Raw genomic sequence first — 17,705 nt, 5'->3', positions numbered from 1 at the left:
CTGTAACCAGAAATCCAACGTACTACCATGACTATAGAATGGATTATCAGCGCCTGCCTGGGGGTTGGTTTAGCCGCCTGCTGCGGCTTCCGGGTGTTCGTCCCCCTGCTCGTAGCCAGCGTCGCTACTAAATTAGGTGTCATCGGCACCATGGACGGCCTTGAGTGGATCAGTTCCTGGTCGGCTCTGGCGGTGCTATCGGTCGCGACCGTTTTTGAACTTGGTGCCTACTACATCCCCTGGCTGGATAACCTGCTGGATACCGTTGCCACACCCGCATCGATCATAGCTGGTACGTTGCTCGGTACGTCGTTTCTACAGATCGACAGCCCCATTCTTGACTGGGGGCTTGGCCTGATGCTGGGTGGCGGATCGGCGGGACTCGTTCAGGCCGGTACCAGTCTGCTGCGGCTCGGTTCTACGGCCACAACGGGGGGCATCGGCAATCCGGTTGTGGCTACTGGCGAGAACATAGCCTCGTTTGGCCTGTCCATCCTGACCGTTCTGCTACCGTTGTTTGCGTTCGTGGTTATCGTGCTGGTGCTGTTGTTCGTTGCGGCCCGGCTGCTGAGCCGGCGCAAAGTGTGGTTTACCCGCGCCGGCCGCAACCAGGCTGGTGGTACCAGCCCGGCGCAGTTTCCGCGCAGCAGTAACGGCCGGGTGTAGACGCCCGACCGGTTATTTTTCAAATTCAATCACGTACTCCGAGAGATACACACTCTTTTCGGGCAGGATGTCTTTTACAAAAAGCCGGGCTTTCTGACCCAGCTTCAGGCAGGTACGTTTCTGGGCGATGTCATCGGGCGTGTTGAGCGGCTGCAGGGAAGGGTACCATAAAAAATGCCCGGGCCGGCTCAGCAGCAACTGCGGTTTGCTCCACTGCTGGGCGTTGTCGCCCTGGCTTAGGTCGGCGTTGGTATTGAAGGAAATGAAAATATCGCTGCCCGCCCACGACGGCCCGACGACTTTCCCCATCAGCATTACCCAGGCGTTGAGGTACGAGTTCCAGCTTACCGACGGCCCCCAGTGGAACCCACCCGTGGGCGACGAAGCCGGGCCGCCCCCCTCCGTGCGTGGAATCTGAAGCGAGGCAATGGGCGCGCCAATGCCGTTGGGCGGAGCATTGAATCCACGACCGTCCCAGCGCCGGGCCTTCCCAACCGGGTTGTCCAGATCCGACAGCCGGATACGCGCTACGCTGATGCACTGGCCTTTGTATTCATTTTCGGGCTGGTATGCCGCCGGCTGGTACGTACCGGGAAAGCCGTATTCGCCGTAAAAGAGGTACAGGTAATCGCCACTGGCCACAGCCGATGGATCGCCGACGCCCCCGGCAAAGGTGTTCGACGTGTTGTGCGGCTTCAGGATCATCCGGGGCTGGAGGTCTTCAATGAACAGTCCCCGATTATCCCAGCTTCGGCCGCCATCGGTCGATTTCATGATACCGATCCGGCATACAGCCGCCGGCGACGTTGGGCCTTTCAACCCCTGCGGCCAGTTTTTGTTGATATAGCCTTCGCCGGTCTTTGGGTCATACGGAAGCGTTGAGGGGTAATTCTCATTGTGGTAAACGGCGTAGAGCGTCCTGCCGGAGCGGTCGCGGGCATCCTGATAAACGGTTTCAAACCAGACGGCCCCGTGTAGTCCGGCTTTACCGATGGGTGCGTTGTCGGGTATTTTGGGCGTTCGAAACTCATTGGCTTTTCGGCTGAACGCTTCGTCGGCGTTTCGGCCATCGGCAAACTTTAGGTCGTCGGCATAGCCCCAGACCGGGTCTTCGCCGTGTTTGCCCGGAAAAATCCGGAATGTATCGCCAACCCAGGCTTCGGCCATGTTACAGTCGACGAAGGAGTTGAAATAAAACGTCTGGCTGGGTACCAGTTTGAATGTAGGCGTGGCGGTGGGGCGGTCAATGGAAAGCGGGCTCACCGGCAAAAAGCCGACTCCGGCGATGAGCATCCCTCCCACCGCGGCTACTGCGAGCATTTTCTGTGCGTTCATAGGCAGAAAAGCCCACCAACGGCCGGTTTTACTAATCGCCCGGATACAATAGACCGGGGTGAACAACCGGATTGATTGACGTCAGCCACTGAGCCATTGCCCCGGCTTTCCCTCAATCCGGCAGTCCACCCCGGTCTACGCATTCAGATCACTTACAGCGTCTCCACCGTCCGGCGTACGAAGGCGGTCAGGTCCGCTCCCGACAGCATGTTCTGCGACAGCAGGGCCAGGTCGTACACCTGCTTGATCAGCGCTTTGCGGGCGTCTTCGCTTTCCGTCGCCAGGATCTTACCGGCTAGTGGGTGGTTGGCGTTGACGACCACGTTGTAGTTCATCGGCAAGTTCCCGTAGAACGACTGCTCACCGGCCAGCGCCGACATATCCTTCATCCGACGCAGAAACTCCGGCAGCGTGATGGTAACGGGCAGTTCGTCGGTTGGCTGGGCTTCTACGCTTACCGTCAGCGACTTGCTCTCGAGCGCCTGCTCAAACAGCTCCTTCAGCTTAGTGCGGTCGTCTTCCGACAATACACTTTCGTTGTTCAGCCCCTTGTCGATCAGCTTGTCCAGCGTATCGGCATCAACCCGCTTAAAGGTCGTTTTTTCGAGCTTGTATTCAATGCTGTTGATGAAGTGCGGGTCGATAACGGTATCGAACAGCACTACGTCGTAGCCCCGGCGACGCGCCGACTCGACATAAGCATCCTGCTGCCTGCGATCCGTCGCGTACAGGATCACGAGCGTATCGTTTTTGTCGGTCTGATTAACCTGATATTGCTCGCGGTACTCATCGAAGGTGTAGTAGGCCCCCTCCGTATTTTTGAGCAGGACAAACGACTTGGCTTTTTCCCAGAACTTCTCGTCGCTGAGGGCCCCGTATTTGATGAACAGCCCGATGTCGTCGAACTTCTCTTCAAACGCTTTCCGGTCGGCTTTGAACAGATCGTTCAGCTTGTCGGCTACTTTACGGGTGATGTATCCGTTGATTTTCTTTACGTTGGCATCGGCCTGCAGGAAGCTGCGCGATACGTTCAGCGGAATATCGGGCGAGTCGATCACCCCGTGCAGCATCATCAGGAAGTCGGGCACTACGTCCTTCACCTCGTCGGTAATGAACACCTGCCGGCTGTAGAGCTGAATTTTTTCGCGCTGGAACCGGAATTCGTTTTTAATCCGCGGGAAGTACAGAATCCCCGTCAGGTTGAACGGATAATCGACGTTCAGGTGAATCCAGAACAGCGGCTCTTCCGACATGGGATACAGTTCGCGGTAGAACGTCTTATAGTCCTCGTCGGTCAGATCCGACGGGGCTTTGGTCCAGATCGGCGTGGTGTTGTTTACGACATCTCCGTCAAATTCGATTGGCACGGGCAGGAACCGGGCGTATTTGTCCAGAATACCGCGCAGCCGACCTTTGTTCAGAAACTCCTCGGAGTCGGGGGCAATGTGCAGAATTACGTCCGTTCCCCGCTCGGCGCGGTCGGCGGGACTCAGTTCAAACTCCGTTGAGCCGTCGCAGACCCAGCGGGCACCCGAATGGTCGGCCCCGCTCGCTTCTTCGCGGAATGATTTAGTTACAATCTCGACTTTCTCAGCCACCATAAAGGCCGAGTAAAAGCCTAAGCCAAAGTGACCAATAATCTGCCCTTTGTCGTCCGCTTGGCCCGCCCCGGTTTTGTCCTTGTATTTTTCTAAAAATTCGGTGGCGCCGGAGAACGCAATCTGGTTGATGTACTTTTTGATTTCGTCGGCCGTCATACCGATACCGTTGTCGCTGACGGTGATTGTTTTATCTTCCTCGTTCAGCGATACGGTCACTTTCAGATCACCCAGCTCGCCCGAAAATTCACCGAACGATGCCAGTTGACGAAGTTTCTGCGTTGCATCGACGGCGTTGGAAACCAGTTCCCGCAAGAAAATTTCGTGGTCAGAGTAAAGGAATTTTTTGATGATCGGGAAGATATTCTCGGTATGGATCGAGATTTGGCCCCGCGTGGATTCGCCCGGCGTGGATTCGCCCCGCGTGGTATCGCCCTTTTCGTTCTGTACTGCTTCCATATATGTTGACTAGTTGACTGATTATATCTCTGAACGGGCGGAGGGCAAATCCTGTTCCAGATGCCCTCTGGCTGACACATTGGCAGGACAGGACACGTAGTGTACGCTCCTGCCGGTAGCATCCTGTCCAGAGCAGCCCGAAGCAGGCCCCATTCAGATAATGTATCCAGCAGTTGAGAGCGTAAAACCGGTAGTTCGCGCATAATCTGCTTTCCACCGCTTCTGCCGCCGGGTAAATTTGATTGCCTTGATCGCTCTGCTGTGAAACCCGCTTTTCGATTCGTTTTTTTCCTGGTACTAAACGGCCTTACGAGCTGCGTCCACCCTTCGGTCAAAACTGACCGGGGCGAACCACTCCGAAGCATCACTCTGAAGCCTACGCCCGCCCGGATTGAGCGCGGCCGGTATCTGGCCAATCACGTAGCGGCCTGTATGGATTGCCATTCCCGGCGCGACTGGACCCTGCTGACCGGTCCGATCAAACCAGGTACGCTGGGGGCCGGGGGCGAAGAATACGGAAAAAATTACGGTCTGCCGGGCCGGGTCTACGGCCGGAACCTGACCCCCGCGGCCCTGAACCAGTGGTCGGACGGCGACTTGCTGGTGGCCATGACTACCGGGGTGAATAAACAGGGCAAACCTCTGTTTCCGCTGATGCCGTACCGCAACTACCACCAGATGCGGCTGGACGATGCGCTGGCCATCGTAGCGTATCTGCGCACGCTCGACCCCGTCGCCAATGACGTCCCCACCGCCCGCGTACCAGCCCCCCTGCGGCTGGGGTTACGCCTGATGCCTCACCGGGCCGTTCTGTCGACGGATACAACGGCGCTGCCGGGGGTTGCCTACGGGCGCTACCTCACGCAGATGGCTGGCTGTGCCGACTGTCATACTCGCCGGGTCATGGGTAAACTGGTGCCTAAAGCGCCGTTTGCCGGGGGCATGGCGGTTCAGGTGAAGAGCGGAGTCGTTCGGTCGGCAAACATCACCCCCCACCCCGAAACCGGCATCGGTCGCTGGACACGGCAGGATTTCATTAATCGCTTCAAAGCCTACGATCTGGCGCATTTCGCAGCTCCTCCCGTCGGCGACGGCTTCAACACGGTTATGCCCTGGACGTTGTACGCGGGTATGACAGAAACCGACCTCGGAGCCATATATGAGTACCTGCGAACGGTGCCCCCTGTCAAAAACCAGATCAGTGTATTCATTGCCACAACCAGTAAGCAGCAAACGAAGACGAACCATTTCTCAAACCCAAAAAGCGAATGACTCAGCGCCTGTTCACCCCACTCTTTTCAACAACCCTGCCGTTCACGATGCTACGATACCTGCTTCTACTACTTCTACCGACCAGTTTTGCCGCGGCCCAGTCCTATTCCATCACCGGGTCGGTGGCCGGTGCTGACCAAAAAGCCGTGGAAGGGGCGGTCGTCTCTCTGCTTCGCTCAACGGATTCATCGTTTGTCAAAGGCGCGCTGGTGGACGCCAACGGTACATTCGCGATCGCTAAACTATCGGCTGGTACGTTTCGCCTGTCGGTGAGTTACCTTGGCTACCAGAACTACATGAGCCAACCGATTACCCTGGACGAACAGCACGCGGGCGTTACGTTGCCGGCCATAGCCCTCCAGCCCGCCGAGAAAAGCCTGAGCGAGGTCCGGGTCGTGGCCAAAAAGCCGTTTGTAGAACAGCGTATTGACCGGGTTGTCGTCAACCCCGACGCACTCATCAGCAACGCCGGCACGACCTCGCTGGAAGTGCTTGAGAAAGCGCCGGGCGTCCAGGTAGATGCCAACGGAGTGATCAGTCTGCAGGGGCGTGCGGGCGTGGTGGTGTTCGTTGATGATAAACCGACGTATCTGTCGGCGGGCGAACTGGCCAATTATCTGCGGTCGCTGCCGTCGGGCTCGATTGAAACGATTGAAATCATGACCAACCCACCGGCGAAGTACGATGCGGCCGGCAACGCGGGTGTTATCAACATCCGGCTAAAGAAGACCAAAGCGCGGGGCCTGAACGGCGGCTGGTCTGTCAGCTATGGGCAGGGACGCTATTTTCGCAGCAACAACAGCGCGAACCTGAACTACCGCACGGGTAATCTTAACTTTTTCGGGAATGTCAGCCTGAACGCCAACAACATGTACCAGGACCTGACCATCTGGCGTGAGTATTTCGCTCCCACCGGTCAGAAACAATCCGGCTTTACCCAGAACTCATACATCCGGCGTCGGATGAACAGCGCGAACCTCAAGGCCGGCGTAGATTGGTACGTCTCCGGTAAGTCGACGCTCGGACTGGTTTTAAGCGGGTTTCATAACCCAGCCACGTCTACCGTTACCAACAACGCCCGCCTGTTTGACGCCAACGGTGGGGTAACGGCCCGGGTAGAAGCCTTCACTCCGTCTGACCGACTGCTGGACAACAAAAGCGCCAACCTGAACTACGCCTACAAATTCGACAGTTCCGGGCGGGAGCTGTCGATTAACCTGGATTACCTCACCTACGGCTCCGACACTGACCAGTCGCTGACCAACACGGTATTTGCCACCGGACAGCCCGTCGAAAAAACCGTTCTGGAGTCATCGCTGCCGTCAACAATCAACATCCGGACGGCGAAGGCCGACTACGTACATCCGCTGGCCAAAGGGAGCAAGGTGGAAGCCGGGGTAAAACGCAGCGATATCGAAACCGACAACGTAGCGAATTTCTTCGACGTAGTGGGCAATGAACGCCGGCCCAACTACGAGTTCTCGAACAACTTTACCTACAACGAAGCCATCAGCGCCGGTTATCTGAACTACAGCCTGGAGCGCAAACGGTTTACCATGCAGGCAGGCCTGCGCTTTGAGCATACGGCCATCCGGGGCGAGCAGCTAGGCAACGAGATGGTAAACGATTCCTCGTTCAGTCGGCAGTACAACAGCCTCTTCCCGACGTTCTACGCGACTTACCGGCTCGACTCGGCGGGTAAGCATCAACTGCGCTTTTCGTACGGCCGCCGGATTGACCGGCCCAACTACCAGTCGATGAATCCGTTTACGTACCCACTGGACCGCTTCACGCTCTACGGCGGCAACCCTTATTTGCGGCCCACGTTCTCTGATAACCTGGAGCTATCGCATACGTTCAACAACTCCGTTACAACCACGCTGCGCTACAGTCAGGCGCGGGATGTCATCTTCGAAACGATTCAGCAGGGAAATCAGGTGTTTTACAGCCGTCCGGGAAACATCGGCAAACAGGTGAGCTACGGTATTGCGCTCAACGGCACCTGGCAGCCTGTTAAATGGTGGACGCTGCAAGTGTACTCGGAAGTGATGTACAACCGCTTCCAGGCTAACCTGTACAACCAGCAACTAGACAATAGCGGTACGTACTGGTACGTAGCCCCAACGAACCAATTCCGGCTTACCTCTTCGTGGAGCGCCGAACTGGCCGGTACGTACCAGACCCGTGCGTACGTTGGGCAGTTCATCATCATCCCTATTGGTCAGGTTCGGGCGGGAATAGCCAAAACGGTCTGGAAAAATAAAGGAACCCTCAAACTGGCCGTCAGCGATCTGTTCTATACGAACCAGGTAGGCGGAGACATCCAGGGACTGGGCAACTCCACGGCCCGCTGGTACAGTTACCTCGACAGCCGCGTGGCTACCATCTCCTTCGCCTACCGCTTCAACAGCGGACAAACCCTCCGGCAACGGCAAACGGGCGGCTCTGAGAGCGAACAGAGCCGCGTCAGAAGCTAGTCTGCTTGTATTGCGGAGCCTTGTGCGAACAGGTCGGCGAGATTGATTGTTACGTCGGTGTATGACCACACAGCCTTACACGGACATTCATCTCGCCGACCTCGACACCCTGCGCGAAGGCCCGGGTACGGTCGTTGTCGACGTGCGCGATGAGTGGGAATTCGACGAATTTAACCTGGGCGGGGTAAACATCCCCCTGCCCGACATTCGCGCCCGCAAAGCCGAACTGGAATCCTACAATACGCTCATTGTAATCTGTTCCAACGGGGTTCGCAGCCGGGTAGCCGCCAAGGACTTTCTGCGCCAGCCGGAATTGCAGCACAAAACGATCTACCACCTCCACGGCGGTTTGCTGGGCGTTGAGGATTGAACTAGGTTACGATGGTAAAGCCGGCTTTTGCCGCCTGTTTTTCCACGTGCGGCAGACGAATCTGCAGGATGTCATGGACGTTTACGCGAATCTGCTGACTGAGCTGGTTTAAGGGTAAATCGTTACGCTCCAGCCCGAACGGATCCTCGATCTCCTCCCCGATCAGTTCCAGTCCTACGAGGATATACGACGCAAACAGCACCATCGGAATGGTCAGGTAACCATAGACTTCGATGACGGTAAACGGCAGCACCGCTACGTAGAGCAGGATGAAGAGCTTGATAAACAGGTTGTAGGAAAAAGGAATGGGCGTACTCTTGATTCGTTCGCAGATACCGCTCACGTCCATCAGCACGGTAAGCAGTTCGTTCAGGTTGATGTGCTGCGATTCCGTAAAATACCCTTTCCGATACAGTTCTTCCGTACGCACCCAGAGATGATTGGTGACACTCGCCGGCCCGTGTTCAATTTTACTCAGCTCACGCCGGTCGCCATCTTCCAGCACATCCAGTTCGTCCGGATTGGGCCGGTCGCGCAGGTGATTCTTCAGCGCAAAGGGAAAGTTCGAGATGGCCTTGGCAAAGAACTGTCGATTGATGGTATCATCGGCGGGCAATATGGCATTGTAAAAAATAGCCAGGTTCCGGGAACAGTTTACCAGAACCCCCCACGTGCGACGCCCTTCGTAGAAACGATCGTAGGCGGTATTGCTGCGAAAAAGGAGCAGTAGGCTAAGCAGAATGCCCATGGCCTGGAGGAACGAACTGGGCGTATCCTTCAGCCGTAGGTCATAATACCGAATCTCAACAATACAAACGGTAGTTACGTAGATGGCTACGATTATCAGTTTGCCTAACAAGTCTCTTGCTGTCGGGCCGGTATGAAAATGGTAAAGAGCCGGTAGCCAGTCTCTCGATTTGTAAACAATCATAGGTAGTGACCTTTATCTTTTATGAATCCTCACCACCTATAACTGCGACTTGAATCAAAGGGTTATGGCTCCTGCAAATACACGCCTGGCCGGACCAATCAGATACACATTGTCGAATCCACCCTCTTCCCGGGCGTTAAACGACACACGTAGATGGCCGCCCAGCGTCTGAATAAACACCGGATCGGGCATGTTTAACTGCCGGTGTGCCACCAGCGCGGCCGCCGTTACGCCCGTACCGCAGGAGTAGGTTTCGTCCTCAACGCCCCGTTCATAGGTGCGGACAAACAGCGTATGGTCGTCCATGACCTGCACAAAGTTCACGTTTGTGCCGCCCGGCTGGAACGCCTGAGCGTACCGGATGGGACGGCCCTCACCGACCACATCCATAGCGGCCAGGTCTTCGGTAAAGACAACGACGTGGGGCGATCCGGTATTCAGGAACGTGTAGCCGGGTTGTCGCTCCATTCCGGCTACGTTGTTCATTTTCAGAAAGATTTCCTCTTCACACACCACCGCTACGTGTTCACCATCGACGGCCCGGAAGCGGGTCTCGCTGTCGAACAGGCCCAGGTCGTGAGCAAACCGGACGATACACCGCCCGCCGTTGCCGCACATGCTGCCCTCGGCGCCATCGGCGTTGAAATACACCATCCGGAAGTCGTAGTCCGGATCGTTCTGGAGCAGAATCAGGCCGTCGGCTCCAATGCCGAACCGCCTGTGACAGAGCCGCTCGATGAGTGCCTGATTGCCAACCGGAAACAGCTGGTCGCGGTCATCGATCAGCACGAAGTCATTGCCGGTTCCCTGGTATTTGACGAAGTTCATAGCTTACAAAAAAAGCCGCCTTTGCAGGCAGCTTTTCAACAATGTGCTTGGCAGCGTTTAGGCTGCTACTGCCTGTCTTACTTTTGCTTTCCGCTCTTTCACACGGGCAGCCTTACCCTGACGACCCCGGAGATAGAACAACCGCGCACGACGGACTTTACCCATACGTACAATTTCAACCTTGTCGACGTTGGGCGACAGAGCCGGGAAAATCCGCTCGACACCAATGCCGTTTGATACTTTGCGAACGGTAAACGTTTCGCCGTTGGTGTTTGGGTTCCGGCGTTGAATCACCGTACCCGTGAAAACCTGGATACGCTCTTTATTACCTTCGCGGATTTTGACGTGCACGTTTACGGTATCACCGGCCCGGAAGTCGGGCAGATTGGTGCGACGCTGTGCGTTGTCGTCCTCCACCAGTTTGATCAAGTCGTTCATGACTGTATATATAATAGCTATTATCGCCAGATAAGAATTTGCGAAATGAGCCGCAAATATAGTAAACTTCTCACTGCCAGAAAATACTTTTGCAAAATTACCTTGAGTGCACTCCATGAAGATACTGAACGTTGACCAGATTCGCGCGCTTGACCAGGCCACTATCCAGTACGAACCCATTGCCCCGCTCAACCTCATGGAACGAGCGGCTCAGGGCTTCGTCGAATGGTTTGTGGCCCGGTATCTCAACACAGCTCCCATCAAGATTTTCTGCGGCCTGGGCAACAATGGGGGCGATGGTATGGCCATCGCCCGGCTCCTCCTGGAGCGGCAATACTCCCTCGAAATTTACGTAGTACGGTATGCTCCCCGCGAATCGGACGACTTCATGCACAATCACCGGCGGCTGAAACTGATTACCGAACAGATCAGCTACATTGAACTTTCGACCGACATTCCGGCCATCCGGCACAATGAAATTGTGATCGATGCCATTCTGGGATCGGGCCTGTCGCGGCCGGCCGAGGGCATCGTACGGAGCACCATCGAAGCGATTAACCGGGCCCCGGCCACCGTGATCTCGGTCGATATCGCCAGTGGTCTGTATGCCGACCGACCGAATCATTCCGACGACGTAATCATCGAACCCGATCATACCGTTACGTTTCAACTGCCCAAACTAGCTTTCGTACTGCCCCGCAACGGCCGCTACGTTGGGGAATGGCACCTGGTGAACATCCAGTTGAACAAACGCTACATCGATCTGGCGCCTACCCCGTATTATTACACCACTCCTCATGAAGCCCGGCTGCTGCTGCACAAACGCGACCGGTTTTCGCACAAGGGTACATTCGGCCATGCGCTGCTTCTGGTTGGCAGCTACGGTAAAATTGGTGCGGCTGTACTAGCCTCCCGGGCCTGCCTGCGGTCCGGCGTCGGACTGCTGACGGTCCAGGTACCCCGTTGTGGCTACTCGGTACTGCAAACGGCCGTTCCCGAAGCCATGTGTCGCCCCGACGGCCATCAGTACGTGCTGACGGGGCAGAGCGAAGTAGAAAGTCCCGCGCCGGCCGAGTACTCGACGGTGGGTCTTGGCCCGGGCATTGGCAAAGCTCCCGAAACCCTGACCATGCTGCGTGAACTCCTGCCTACCCTAAAAAAGCCGGTTGTGATCGATGCCGACGCCCTTAACCTGCTGGCTGAGAACCGTGAACTGCTCGCTGAGCTGCCCCCTAACAGCATTCTCACCCCGCACCCTAAAGAGTTTGAACGGCTGACTCAGCCGTGGGCGGATGACTATGAAAAACTGAACTGCCTGAAGGAGTTTGCCAAACGGTATCGGGTGGTTGTAGTGCTGAAAGGTGCCTTTACGGCCGTAGCTACCCCCGACGGTGACGTACACTTTAATTCGACGGGCAATCCGGGATTAAGTACGGGCGGCACCGGGGACGTACTGACAGGTGTCTTGACGGCCCTACTGGCGCAAGGCTATGACTCGGTCGAAGCGGCTGTACTGGGTGTATATGCGCATGGTCTGGCCGGCGACCACGCAGCTGAACAACGCGGCCCTATAGGTATGATTGCCTCAGACGTGATTGATGCCTTACGCTGGAGCTAAGGGTGTGGAGTTTAGACTACTAAAAATGTGGAGAAATCGCCACAGTACAAAGGCTACAAACAGCCGCTCAGCGTGTCCATTCGCTTAATTCACATTCAATCCCTATACGTTCATACCAAAACGATCAGGTAGTTATACGTAAAATAAATGAAGCGTGGTTTTGCTCTAAAATAACTCGGCGCCCGGCCCCAAATTTGCGTTGTCTTCACCATATCTATACCACCAGATACCATGAGAAACGTAGCACAACGGGAGTGGCGGATGAGCCGGCCGGCCAGAAAGAGTCGTTTAGTACTGGATCAGACTACCGCCTTGGGTGGATTAACACTCGCTCTATTCACTTACATCCTGTATCACTTCATCTATCCGCTAATCTCTAAAGGACTTCTTTGGTGATTGCACCCGACACGACGAAGGCCCGGCAGGTATGACTTGCCGGGCCTTTGCTTTTTATAAACTATCAGCTCAACGCCTGATACGTCAGGAACGCAGCAACGTAGGCCAGAATGCTCATGTATACCAACTGAACGGCGGGCCATTTCCAGCTTCGGGTTTCACGTTGGGTAGCCGCCAGCGTGCTCATACACATCATAGCGAAGACGTAAAAAACCAGCAGTGAAAATGACAGCGCCGGGGTATACATCGGTCCGCCGGTATCGGGATTTCGCTCCGTAAGAAGCCGTTCCCGAATTGTGGTGCCGTCGTCGTCCCCCGAGCCGATGCTGTAGATGGTTGACATCGTGCCAACAAACACCTCGCGGGCCGCGAACGAACTCAGCAAAGCAATGCCAATCTTCCAGTCGTAGCCCAGTGGTTTGATGGCCGGCTCGATAAAGTGTCCAAAATGTCCGGCATACGAGGCCTCAAGCCGCTGGGAAGCTATCTGATTGTCCAACGACTCACCCGATAAACCGGGATTCTGCTGCCGGACCCGGTTTTCAGCCTGCTCTATGGCGTCGCCCGGCCCGTAGCTGGCCAGTACCCACAGAACAATGGAAATAGCCAGAATTACCCGACCGGCTTCCCACACGAACGAACGAACACTTTCCCAGACCGTTAGCCCGACATGGTTCCACCGGGGTAGTTTGAACGTCGGCAGTTCCATTATAAAGAAGCTACGTTCCTTCGACCGGAGCACCAGCTTCAATACATAGGCCGACAGCAACGCACTGACCAGACCCAGCAGATAAAGCCCCATCAAGGCCAGCCCCTGAAGATTGAAAAAGCCAAGGACCTGCTGTTTAGGTACGACCAGCGCAATCAGGATGGTGTAAATAGGCAGCCGGGCCGAGCAGCTCATCAGTGGGGTAACCAGGATGGTAATCAGCCGGTCGCGCCGGGTACCGATGCTTCGGGTCGCCATGATGGCCGGAACCGCGCAGGCCACGCCCGAAATCAAAGGCACCACACTCCGGCCGTTCAGCCCGAATTTGCGCATGATCCGGTCCATAATGACCATCACCCGCGACATATAACCCGATTCTTCCAGGAGCGCAATCAGGAAGAACAGGAAGGCGATTTGAGGAATGAAAACCAGGATGCCACCGATGCCGGCCAGTACCCCATCGGTGAGCAGGTCGGTGAGCGGCCCCTCGGGTAATTGCTCTTTCAGAGTACCATTCAACCAGGCTACGCCTGAATCGATAGCGTCCATGAACGGTTGTGCCCAGGCAAAAATGGCCTGAAAAATTAGCAGCATGATGAAGCCGAAAATAGCATAGCCCCACACCGGATGCAGCAGAATCCGGTCGAGCCGCTGGCTCCAGGTGGGCTGATCGATGGGTCGGCGGTCAACAACCGCATCCGCCATCACATCGGCAATGCGCTGGTAGCGCGTAATGGTCTCACTGGCCTGAAACTCCGGCTCCCTGAACTGATACCGGTCGATGATGCGGTCCAGTCCCCGGCGCTGCTGCTGGTCCAGAAACGAGAAGCCATCGTGCTGAATGACGTACTGAAGGGCGAGGTAGTTGTTTTCGAGCTGATAGGAGCCTTTGGTGTCGGCAATCAGTTCGCCAACCTGTTCGGCCGGGTCGAAGAACAACTGACGCGGCAGTGCCGGAGCATTCAATTGCGTGACAACGGCTTTTTTCAACGGTTCCAGCCCCTCGCCCGAACGGGCGTTGATACGTACCACCGGTACACCCAGGCGCATGGCCAGCCGAACGGCATTGACTTCCTGATGTTGTTTCTGGGCCACATCGAGCATGTTCAGCGCCAGCACCACCGGTACGCCCAGATCGGCTACCTGGGTGAATAACAGCAGATTCCGACGTAGATTGGATGCGTCGACCACCACCACAGCCACATCCGGATAGTCCGGGTGCTCAGGATTGGCCAGAATATCGGTGACAATCTGCTCGTCGAGCGATTTTGGGTAAATTGAGTAAACGCCGGGAAGATCAACAACGATGGCTTCGGTGTGGGCGTCGATTGACCACGGACCGGATTTCTTATCCACCGTTACGCCGGGAAAGTTACCGGTTTTCTGGCGGAGGCCGGTCAGTTGATTAAAGAGCGATGACTTGCCGGCATTCGGGTTTCCAACTAAAGCAATTACGGGGGACGTTTTCAAATTGGTGTACGCGGTTCCCCGCCGGGATTCGCAGTATTCGGCTCATGGGCAAGCCACCAAAACTGGCCGGCCCTGAACGAATGTTGCTAATTATCAATCAGAATTGTAGCCGCTTCTGACCGACGCATGGATAAACAGTAGCCTGATACGTTCAGGCAGATAGGATCACCCAGCGGGGCCTTGCAATGCAGACAAACTTCAGCCCCCGGCAGACAGCCCATTTCCAACAGCTTAAGCGACATCAGCTGGTCATTAAAGGACCGGATAATGGCTCGTTCTCCAATTTTCAGATCAGCAACACTGCGCTTGCTCATGGTGTCGGTGGATGCCGCCGTCAGGCGTTACATTTATTTAGATTCATTCAAATTAACGCAAGATTACGACGGAAAGTTTAATGATGCAAGCAGAGACACGGAGAAAAAGAGAGCCCCGGGCCCAGTACGTTGCTCAGGCCATGGAGACGAAGATATCGTAGCCAAATCGCAGAATGGTTAGCGCGATAATCAGCAGAAAAAACACCCGGATGAACTGATTACCTTTCAGAATGGCCAGTCTTGCCCCCAAAAACGCCCCCGACAGGTTGGCCACGGCCATTGGCAGGGCAAGCGCGTAGAGCATTGTTCCTTTATTCACAAAAAACAATACGCTGGCCAGGTTAGTCGAGGCATTGATCCACTTGGCATGCGCACTGGCTTTGAGGAAGTCGAACCCGATTAGGGCAATAAAGCCCAGCACCAGAAAACTACCGGTTCCGGGCCCGAAGAAGCCATCGTAAAACCCAACGAGGGCCCCCATCAGCCACATACGGGTACGTTGCTGCCCGGCCGAAACAGTACGCTGGTTGGCTTGCCCGAAGTTTTTCCGGCTCAGGGTGTAAAAGAACACGGCCGTCAGGATAACCAGGGCGAGGGGTTTCATGAAGCTGTTCGGCACCCGCGTGAGCGTCCAGGAGCCGAGCCACGACATGCTGAAGGCAATGGCCATCGCCGGACCTACGAAACGCCCTGCCACCGCTACCCGGCGGCTGTACTGAGTCGCGCCCATTAGACTTCCGGCCAGCGAGGGAATCTTGGTCGTACCGATCAGCGTCGGCACCGGATAGCTGGGTAGCGTAAACAGCATAGCGGGTGTCTGAATGAGACCGCCACCCCCAATAATAGCGTCAATAAAACCCGCCAGAAATGAAAAGCCGCAGAGCGTAAGCGGGGTACTATACTCCATACTCACTGGTTTATTTTTTACGAAAGCATTTCCTCATCGGTTTAGGTTTCCGTTTCACTGGATAAAATTTTCAGTTCATCCACGAACTTCAATTTATTTCTTTTACCCTACCTGCTTGTGTCGTAATTTTGTACATTAAAAAGAAGCAGCATGGCTGAATCAGTACGGCAATTGGGTGCGTTGATGCGGAAGGAGTTTCTGCTCGAATGGCGGCAGCGCTATGCACTCAATGGCATGTTGTTGTACATCGTCGGGGCGGTGTTCGTGTGCTACCTGAGTTTCAGCGCCCGGCGTGGCCTGCTGACACCGATCGTGTGGAATACGTTGTTCTGGATTATTCTGCTCTTTACAGCCATCAATGCCATTGCCAAAAGTTTTGTGCAGGAACGGGCCGGGCGGCTTTTGTATTATTATACGCTGGCCAGTCCGCAGCAGATTATTCTGTCGAAGATTCTGTACAATACCGTGCTGATGCTGGCGCTGGCCGGGCTGGGGTTTATTGTCTACGCGTCCGTACTGGGTAATCCGGTGCAAGACGTCGGGTTGTATGTATTGAGCCTGGTGCTGGGGGCAATTGGCTTTGCCGTTTCGCTGACGCTCATTGCAGGCATCGCTTCGAAAGCCGAGAACTCAGCGACCCTGATGGCCGTACTGAGTTTTCCGATTGTGCTGCCGTTGCTGCTGATGCTGCTGCGGGTATCGAAAAACGCCATCGACGGCCTCGACCGTAGCGTAAGCTGGGATGAGATCGGGATTGTGCTGGCCATTGATGCCATCGTACTCGTACTGTCGTGGATGCTGTTTCCGTTTCTTTGGCGAAGTTAGGGTCGGTAGTTGATAGGTATCCGGCGCTTCAGTAGCTACCGTAACGATGCCTTATCGAAAACCAGACCCTGAATACCGAAAACTGTAAGAAAGATGAAAAATTCCTGGTGGAAAATTTTAGCCGTTGCCATTCTCACCTACACCGTATTCTGGGGGGTTCTGGGTAATGTACCACGGCAGCCAATTCTAAATGAAAGTATCCGTAACGTGTACTTCCACGTACCGCTCTGGTTTGGGATGACGACCTTGCTGCTTACGTCGGCCGTTTTCTCGATTCGCTACCTGCGCAGCGGCCTTGCTGACCATGACCGGATCGCGGTTGAATTTGCCAACACAGGTATTGTATTTGGTCTGTTGGGCTGCGCAACCGGCTCCATGTGGGCTAACTTTACGTGGGGGGAGCCGTGGCCGAATGATCCCAAATTAAACGGGGCCGCCGTCGCGATGCTGCTGTATTTTGCTTATCTGATTCTGCGCGGTTCGTTCGATGATGAACAGCGACGCGCCCGGATTTCGGCGGTGTACAACATCTTTGCGTTTGCGGTCTTTGTTCCGCTGATATTTATTCTGCCGCGCCTGACCGATTCACTGCACCCCGGCAACGGGGGTAATCCGGCATTCGGGCAGTACGACATGAATAGCCAGATGCGGATGGTGTTTTACCCGGCCGTTATCGGCTTCACACTCCTGGGCGTCTGGATTACTGAACTACGGGTCAGATTAAGCCGAATTCGCGCCGTTATTGAGGAATGATTCGGAGTCCTTTTTCGTTACCTGATTACGATTATGAGCTTATTTCTGAAAGGCAAACTTGCACTGGCAACGGTTCTGCTGACCGCCCAGAACCTTTTCGCTCAACAACCTGTCACGGATGGGGTTGAGATGGCCGACCGGCTCCGGGCCGACGGTAAGATCTGGGTCGTTGTGGCCGTCATCGCGCTGGTGTTTGCCGGCATTATCGTGTACCTGATTCAGCTTGACCGGAAAATCGGCAAACTGGAAAACGAAGTTAAAGACAAACATCAGCCCTTGAACGTCAGGCCGTAATGAACCATCACTGTGGTCAGGCGTTCACCATCAATTCGTACGTAT

16 protein-coding genes are annotated in these 17,705 nt (G+C 55.4%); 8 read left to right on the top strand and 8 right to left on the bottom strand.

Annotated features, from left to right (window positions below):
* The first annotated feature begins 27 nt into the window (after nt 1-27).
* Entirely contained in the window at nt 28-666 is a 639-nt protein-coding gene (locus DYU11_RS05985; protein ID WP_119666755.1) for a DUF4126 domain-containing protein, read from the top strand.
* 12 nt (nt 667-678) lie between these two features.
* Here DYU11_RS05985 and DYU11_RS05980 read toward each other — a convergent pair whose 3' ends face one another.
* Both DYU11_RS05980 and htpG read right to left on the bottom strand, forming a co-directional pair.
* On the bottom strand, nt 679-1,959 hold the full coding sequence (locus DYU11_RS05980) for a glycoside hydrolase family 183 protein (RefSeq protein ID WP_119667477.1): 1,281 nt from the start codon (nt 1,957-1,959) through the stop codon (nt 679-681).
* A 194-nt stretch (nt 1,960-2,153) separates the two neighbouring features.
* Nucleotides 2,154-4,058 carry a molecular chaperone HtpG gene (gene htpG, locus DYU11_RS05975; RefSeq protein WP_119666754.1) on the bottom strand — a complete coding sequence of 635 codons (1,905 nt, stop codon included), beginning with the start codon at nt 4,056-4,058 and terminating at the stop codon, nt 2,154-2,156.
* Nucleotides 4,059-4,319: 261 nt separating this feature from the next.
* Between htpG and DYU11_RS05970 the strand changes: the two genes are divergently transcribed.
* The 3 genes from DYU11_RS05970 to DYU11_RS05960 all read left to right on the top strand — a co-directional run bounded on the left by DYU11_RS05970 (nt 4,320) and on the right by DYU11_RS05960 (nt 8,177).
* The gene (locus tag DYU11_RS05970; RefSeq protein WP_229365713.1) at nt 4,320-5,330 is read left to right on the top strand and encodes a cytochrome c family protein; all 1,011 of its coding nucleotides are present in this window, start codon (nt 4,320-4,322) and stop codon (nt 5,328-5,330) included.
* Nucleotides 5,327-7,807, top strand: a complete 2,481-nt coding sequence (locus tag DYU11_RS05965; protein WP_119666753.1) for a TonB-dependent receptor domain-containing protein — start codon at nt 5,327-5,329, stop codon at nt 7,805-7,807. The genes DYU11_RS05970 and DYU11_RS05965 overlap by 4 nt, the downstream gene beginning before the upstream one ends.
* Before the next feature lie 61 nt (nt 7,808-7,868).
* Nucleotides 7,869-8,177 carry a rhodanese-like domain-containing protein gene (locus tag DYU11_RS05960; protein WP_119666752.1) on the top strand — a complete coding sequence of 103 codons (309 nt, stop codon included), beginning with the start codon at nt 7,869-7,871 and terminating at the stop codon, nt 8,175-8,177.
* A 1-nt stretch (nt 8,178) separates the two neighbouring features.
* Here the strand turns inward: DYU11_RS05960 and DYU11_RS05955 are convergent, their stop codons facing one another.
* The 3 genes from DYU11_RS05955 to rplS are packed head-to-tail and all read right to left on the bottom strand — an operon-like array spanning nt 8,179 to nt 10,374.
* Nucleotides 8,179-9,108 carry a bestrophin family protein gene (locus tag DYU11_RS05955; protein WP_119666751.1) on the bottom strand — a complete coding sequence of 310 codons (930 nt, stop codon included), beginning with the start codon at nt 9,106-9,108 and terminating at the stop codon, nt 8,179-8,181.
* 54 nt (nt 9,109-9,162) lie between these two features.
* On the bottom strand, nt 9,163-9,936 hold the full coding sequence (dapF, locus tag DYU11_RS05950) for a diaminopimelate epimerase (RefSeq protein WP_119666750.1): 774 nt from the start codon (nt 9,934-9,936) through the stop codon (nt 9,163-9,165).
* A gap of 57 nt (nt 9,937-9,993) precedes the next feature.
* Nucleotides 9,994-10,374: a 50S ribosomal protein L19 gene (rplS, locus tag DYU11_RS05945; RefSeq protein WP_119666749.1), complete on the bottom strand. Its 381-nt coding sequence runs from the start codon at nt 10,372-10,374 to the stop codon at nt 9,994-9,996.
* A 115-nt stretch (nt 10,375-10,489) separates the two neighbouring features.
* Between rplS and DYU11_RS05940 the strand changes: the two genes are divergently transcribed.
* Nucleotides 10,490-11,992, top strand: a complete 1,503-nt coding sequence (locus DYU11_RS05940) for an NAD(P)H-hydrate dehydratase (protein WP_119666748.1) — start codon at nt 10,490-10,492, stop codon at nt 11,990-11,992.
* A gap of 460 nt (nt 11,993-12,452) precedes the next feature.
* On the opposite strand, the gene feoB is transcribed toward DYU11_RS05940, so the two are convergent.
* The 3 genes from feoB to DYU11_RS05925 form a co-directional block, all read right to left on the bottom strand.
* A complete protein-coding gene (feoB, locus tag DYU11_RS05935; RefSeq protein WP_119666747.1) occupies nt 12,453-14,567 on the bottom strand; it encodes a ferrous iron transport protein B in 2,115 nt (704 codons plus the stop codon).
* Nucleotides 14,568-14,653: 86 nt separating this feature from the next.
* The gene (locus DYU11_RS05930) at nt 14,654-14,881 is read right to left on the bottom strand and encodes a FeoA family protein (RefSeq protein WP_119666746.1); all 228 of its coding nucleotides are present in this window, start codon (nt 14,879-14,881) and stop codon (nt 14,654-14,656) included.
* Nucleotides 14,882-15,014: 133 nt separating this feature from the next.
* On the bottom strand, nt 15,015-15,788 hold the full coding sequence (locus tag DYU11_RS05925) for a sulfite exporter TauE/SafE family protein (protein WP_119666745.1): 774 nt from the start codon (nt 15,786-15,788) through the stop codon (nt 15,015-15,017).
* Between the two features lie 150 nt (nt 15,789-15,938).
* Between DYU11_RS05925 and DYU11_RS05920 the strand changes: the two genes are divergently transcribed.
* From DYU11_RS05920 to DYU11_RS05910, 3 genes are all read left to right on the top strand, one after another.
* Nucleotides 15,939-16,613, top strand: a complete 675-nt coding sequence (locus tag DYU11_RS05920; RefSeq protein WP_119666744.1) for a heme exporter protein CcmB — start codon at nt 15,939-15,941, stop codon at nt 16,611-16,613.
* A gap of 93 nt (nt 16,614-16,706) precedes the next feature.
* Nucleotides 16,707-17,366: a cytochrome c biogenesis protein CcsA gene (ccsA, locus tag DYU11_RS05915; protein WP_119666743.1), complete on the top strand. Its 660-nt coding sequence runs from the start codon at nt 16,707-16,709 to the stop codon at nt 17,364-17,366.
* A gap of 33 nt (nt 17,367-17,399) precedes the next feature.
* Nucleotides 17,400-17,660, top strand: coding sequence for a CcmD family protein (locus DYU11_RS05910; protein ID WP_119666742.1), 261 nt, complete (start codon nt 17,400-17,402; stop codon nt 17,658-17,660).
* The last annotated feature ends 45 nt before the right edge of the window (nt 17,661-17,705 follow it).

This window comes from Fibrisoma montanum (assembly GCF_003583365.1).
GTDB lineage: Bacteria > Bacteroidota > Bacteroidia > Cytophagales > Spirosomataceae > Fibrisoma > Fibrisoma montanum.
This window is presented reverse-complemented; position numbering and strand designations above follow the sequence as displayed.

Bases quoted from the DNA above. Each gene is read 5' to 3' on its own strand.
- dapF (WP_119666750.1), bottom strand. From the start codon at position 9,936: ATGAACTTCGTCAAATACCAGGGAACCGGCAATGACTTCGTGCTGATC.
- DYU11_RS05940 (WP_119666748.1), top strand. From the start codon at position 10,490: ATGAAGATACTGAACGTTGACCAGATTCGCGCGCTTGACCAGGCCACT.
- DYU11_RS05925 (WP_119666745.1), bottom strand. From the start codon at position 15,788: ATGGAGTATAGTACCCCGCTTACGCTCTGCGGCTTTTCATTTCTGGCG.
- DYU11_RS05985 (WP_119666755.1), top strand. From the start codon at position 28: ATGACTATAGAATGGATTATCAGCGCCTGCCTGGGGGTTGGTTTAGCC.
- DYU11_RS05965 (WP_119666753.1), top strand. From the start codon at position 5,327: ATGACTCAGCGCCTGTTCACCCCACTCTTTTCAACAACCCTGCCGTTC.
- htpG (WP_119666754.1), bottom strand. From the start codon at position 4,058: ATGGAAGCAGTACAGAACGAAAAGGGCGATACCACGCGGGGCGAATCC.
- DYU11_RS05930 (WP_119666746.1), bottom strand. From the start codon at position 14,881: ATGAGCAAGCGCAGTGTTGCTGATCTGAAAATTGGAGAACGAGCCATT.
- DYU11_RS05955 (WP_119666751.1), bottom strand. From the start codon at position 9,108: ATGATTGTTTACAAATCGAGAGACTGGCTACCGGCTCTTTACCATTTT.
- DYU11_RS05960 (WP_119666752.1), top strand. From the start codon at position 7,869: ATGACCACACAGCCTTACACGGACATTCATCTCGCCGACCTCGACACC.
- DYU11_RS05920 (WP_119666744.1), top strand. From the start codon at position 15,939: ATGGCTGAATCAGTACGGCAATTGGGTGCGTTGATGCGGAAGGAGTTT.
- DYU11_RS05980 (WP_119667477.1), bottom strand. From the start codon at position 1,959: ATGCTCATCGCCGGAGTCGGCTTTTTGCCGGTGAGCCCGCTTTCCATT.
- rplS (WP_119666749.1), bottom strand. From the start codon at position 10,374: ATGAACGACTTGATCAAACTGGTGGAGGACGACAACGCACAGCGTCGC.
- DYU11_RS05910 (WP_119666742.1), top strand. From the start codon at position 17,400: ATGAGCTTATTTCTGAAAGGCAAACTTGCACTGGCAACGGTTCTGCTG.
- ccsA (WP_119666743.1), top strand. From the start codon at position 16,707: ATGAAAAATTCCTGGTGGAAAATTTTAGCCGTTGCCATTCTCACCTAC.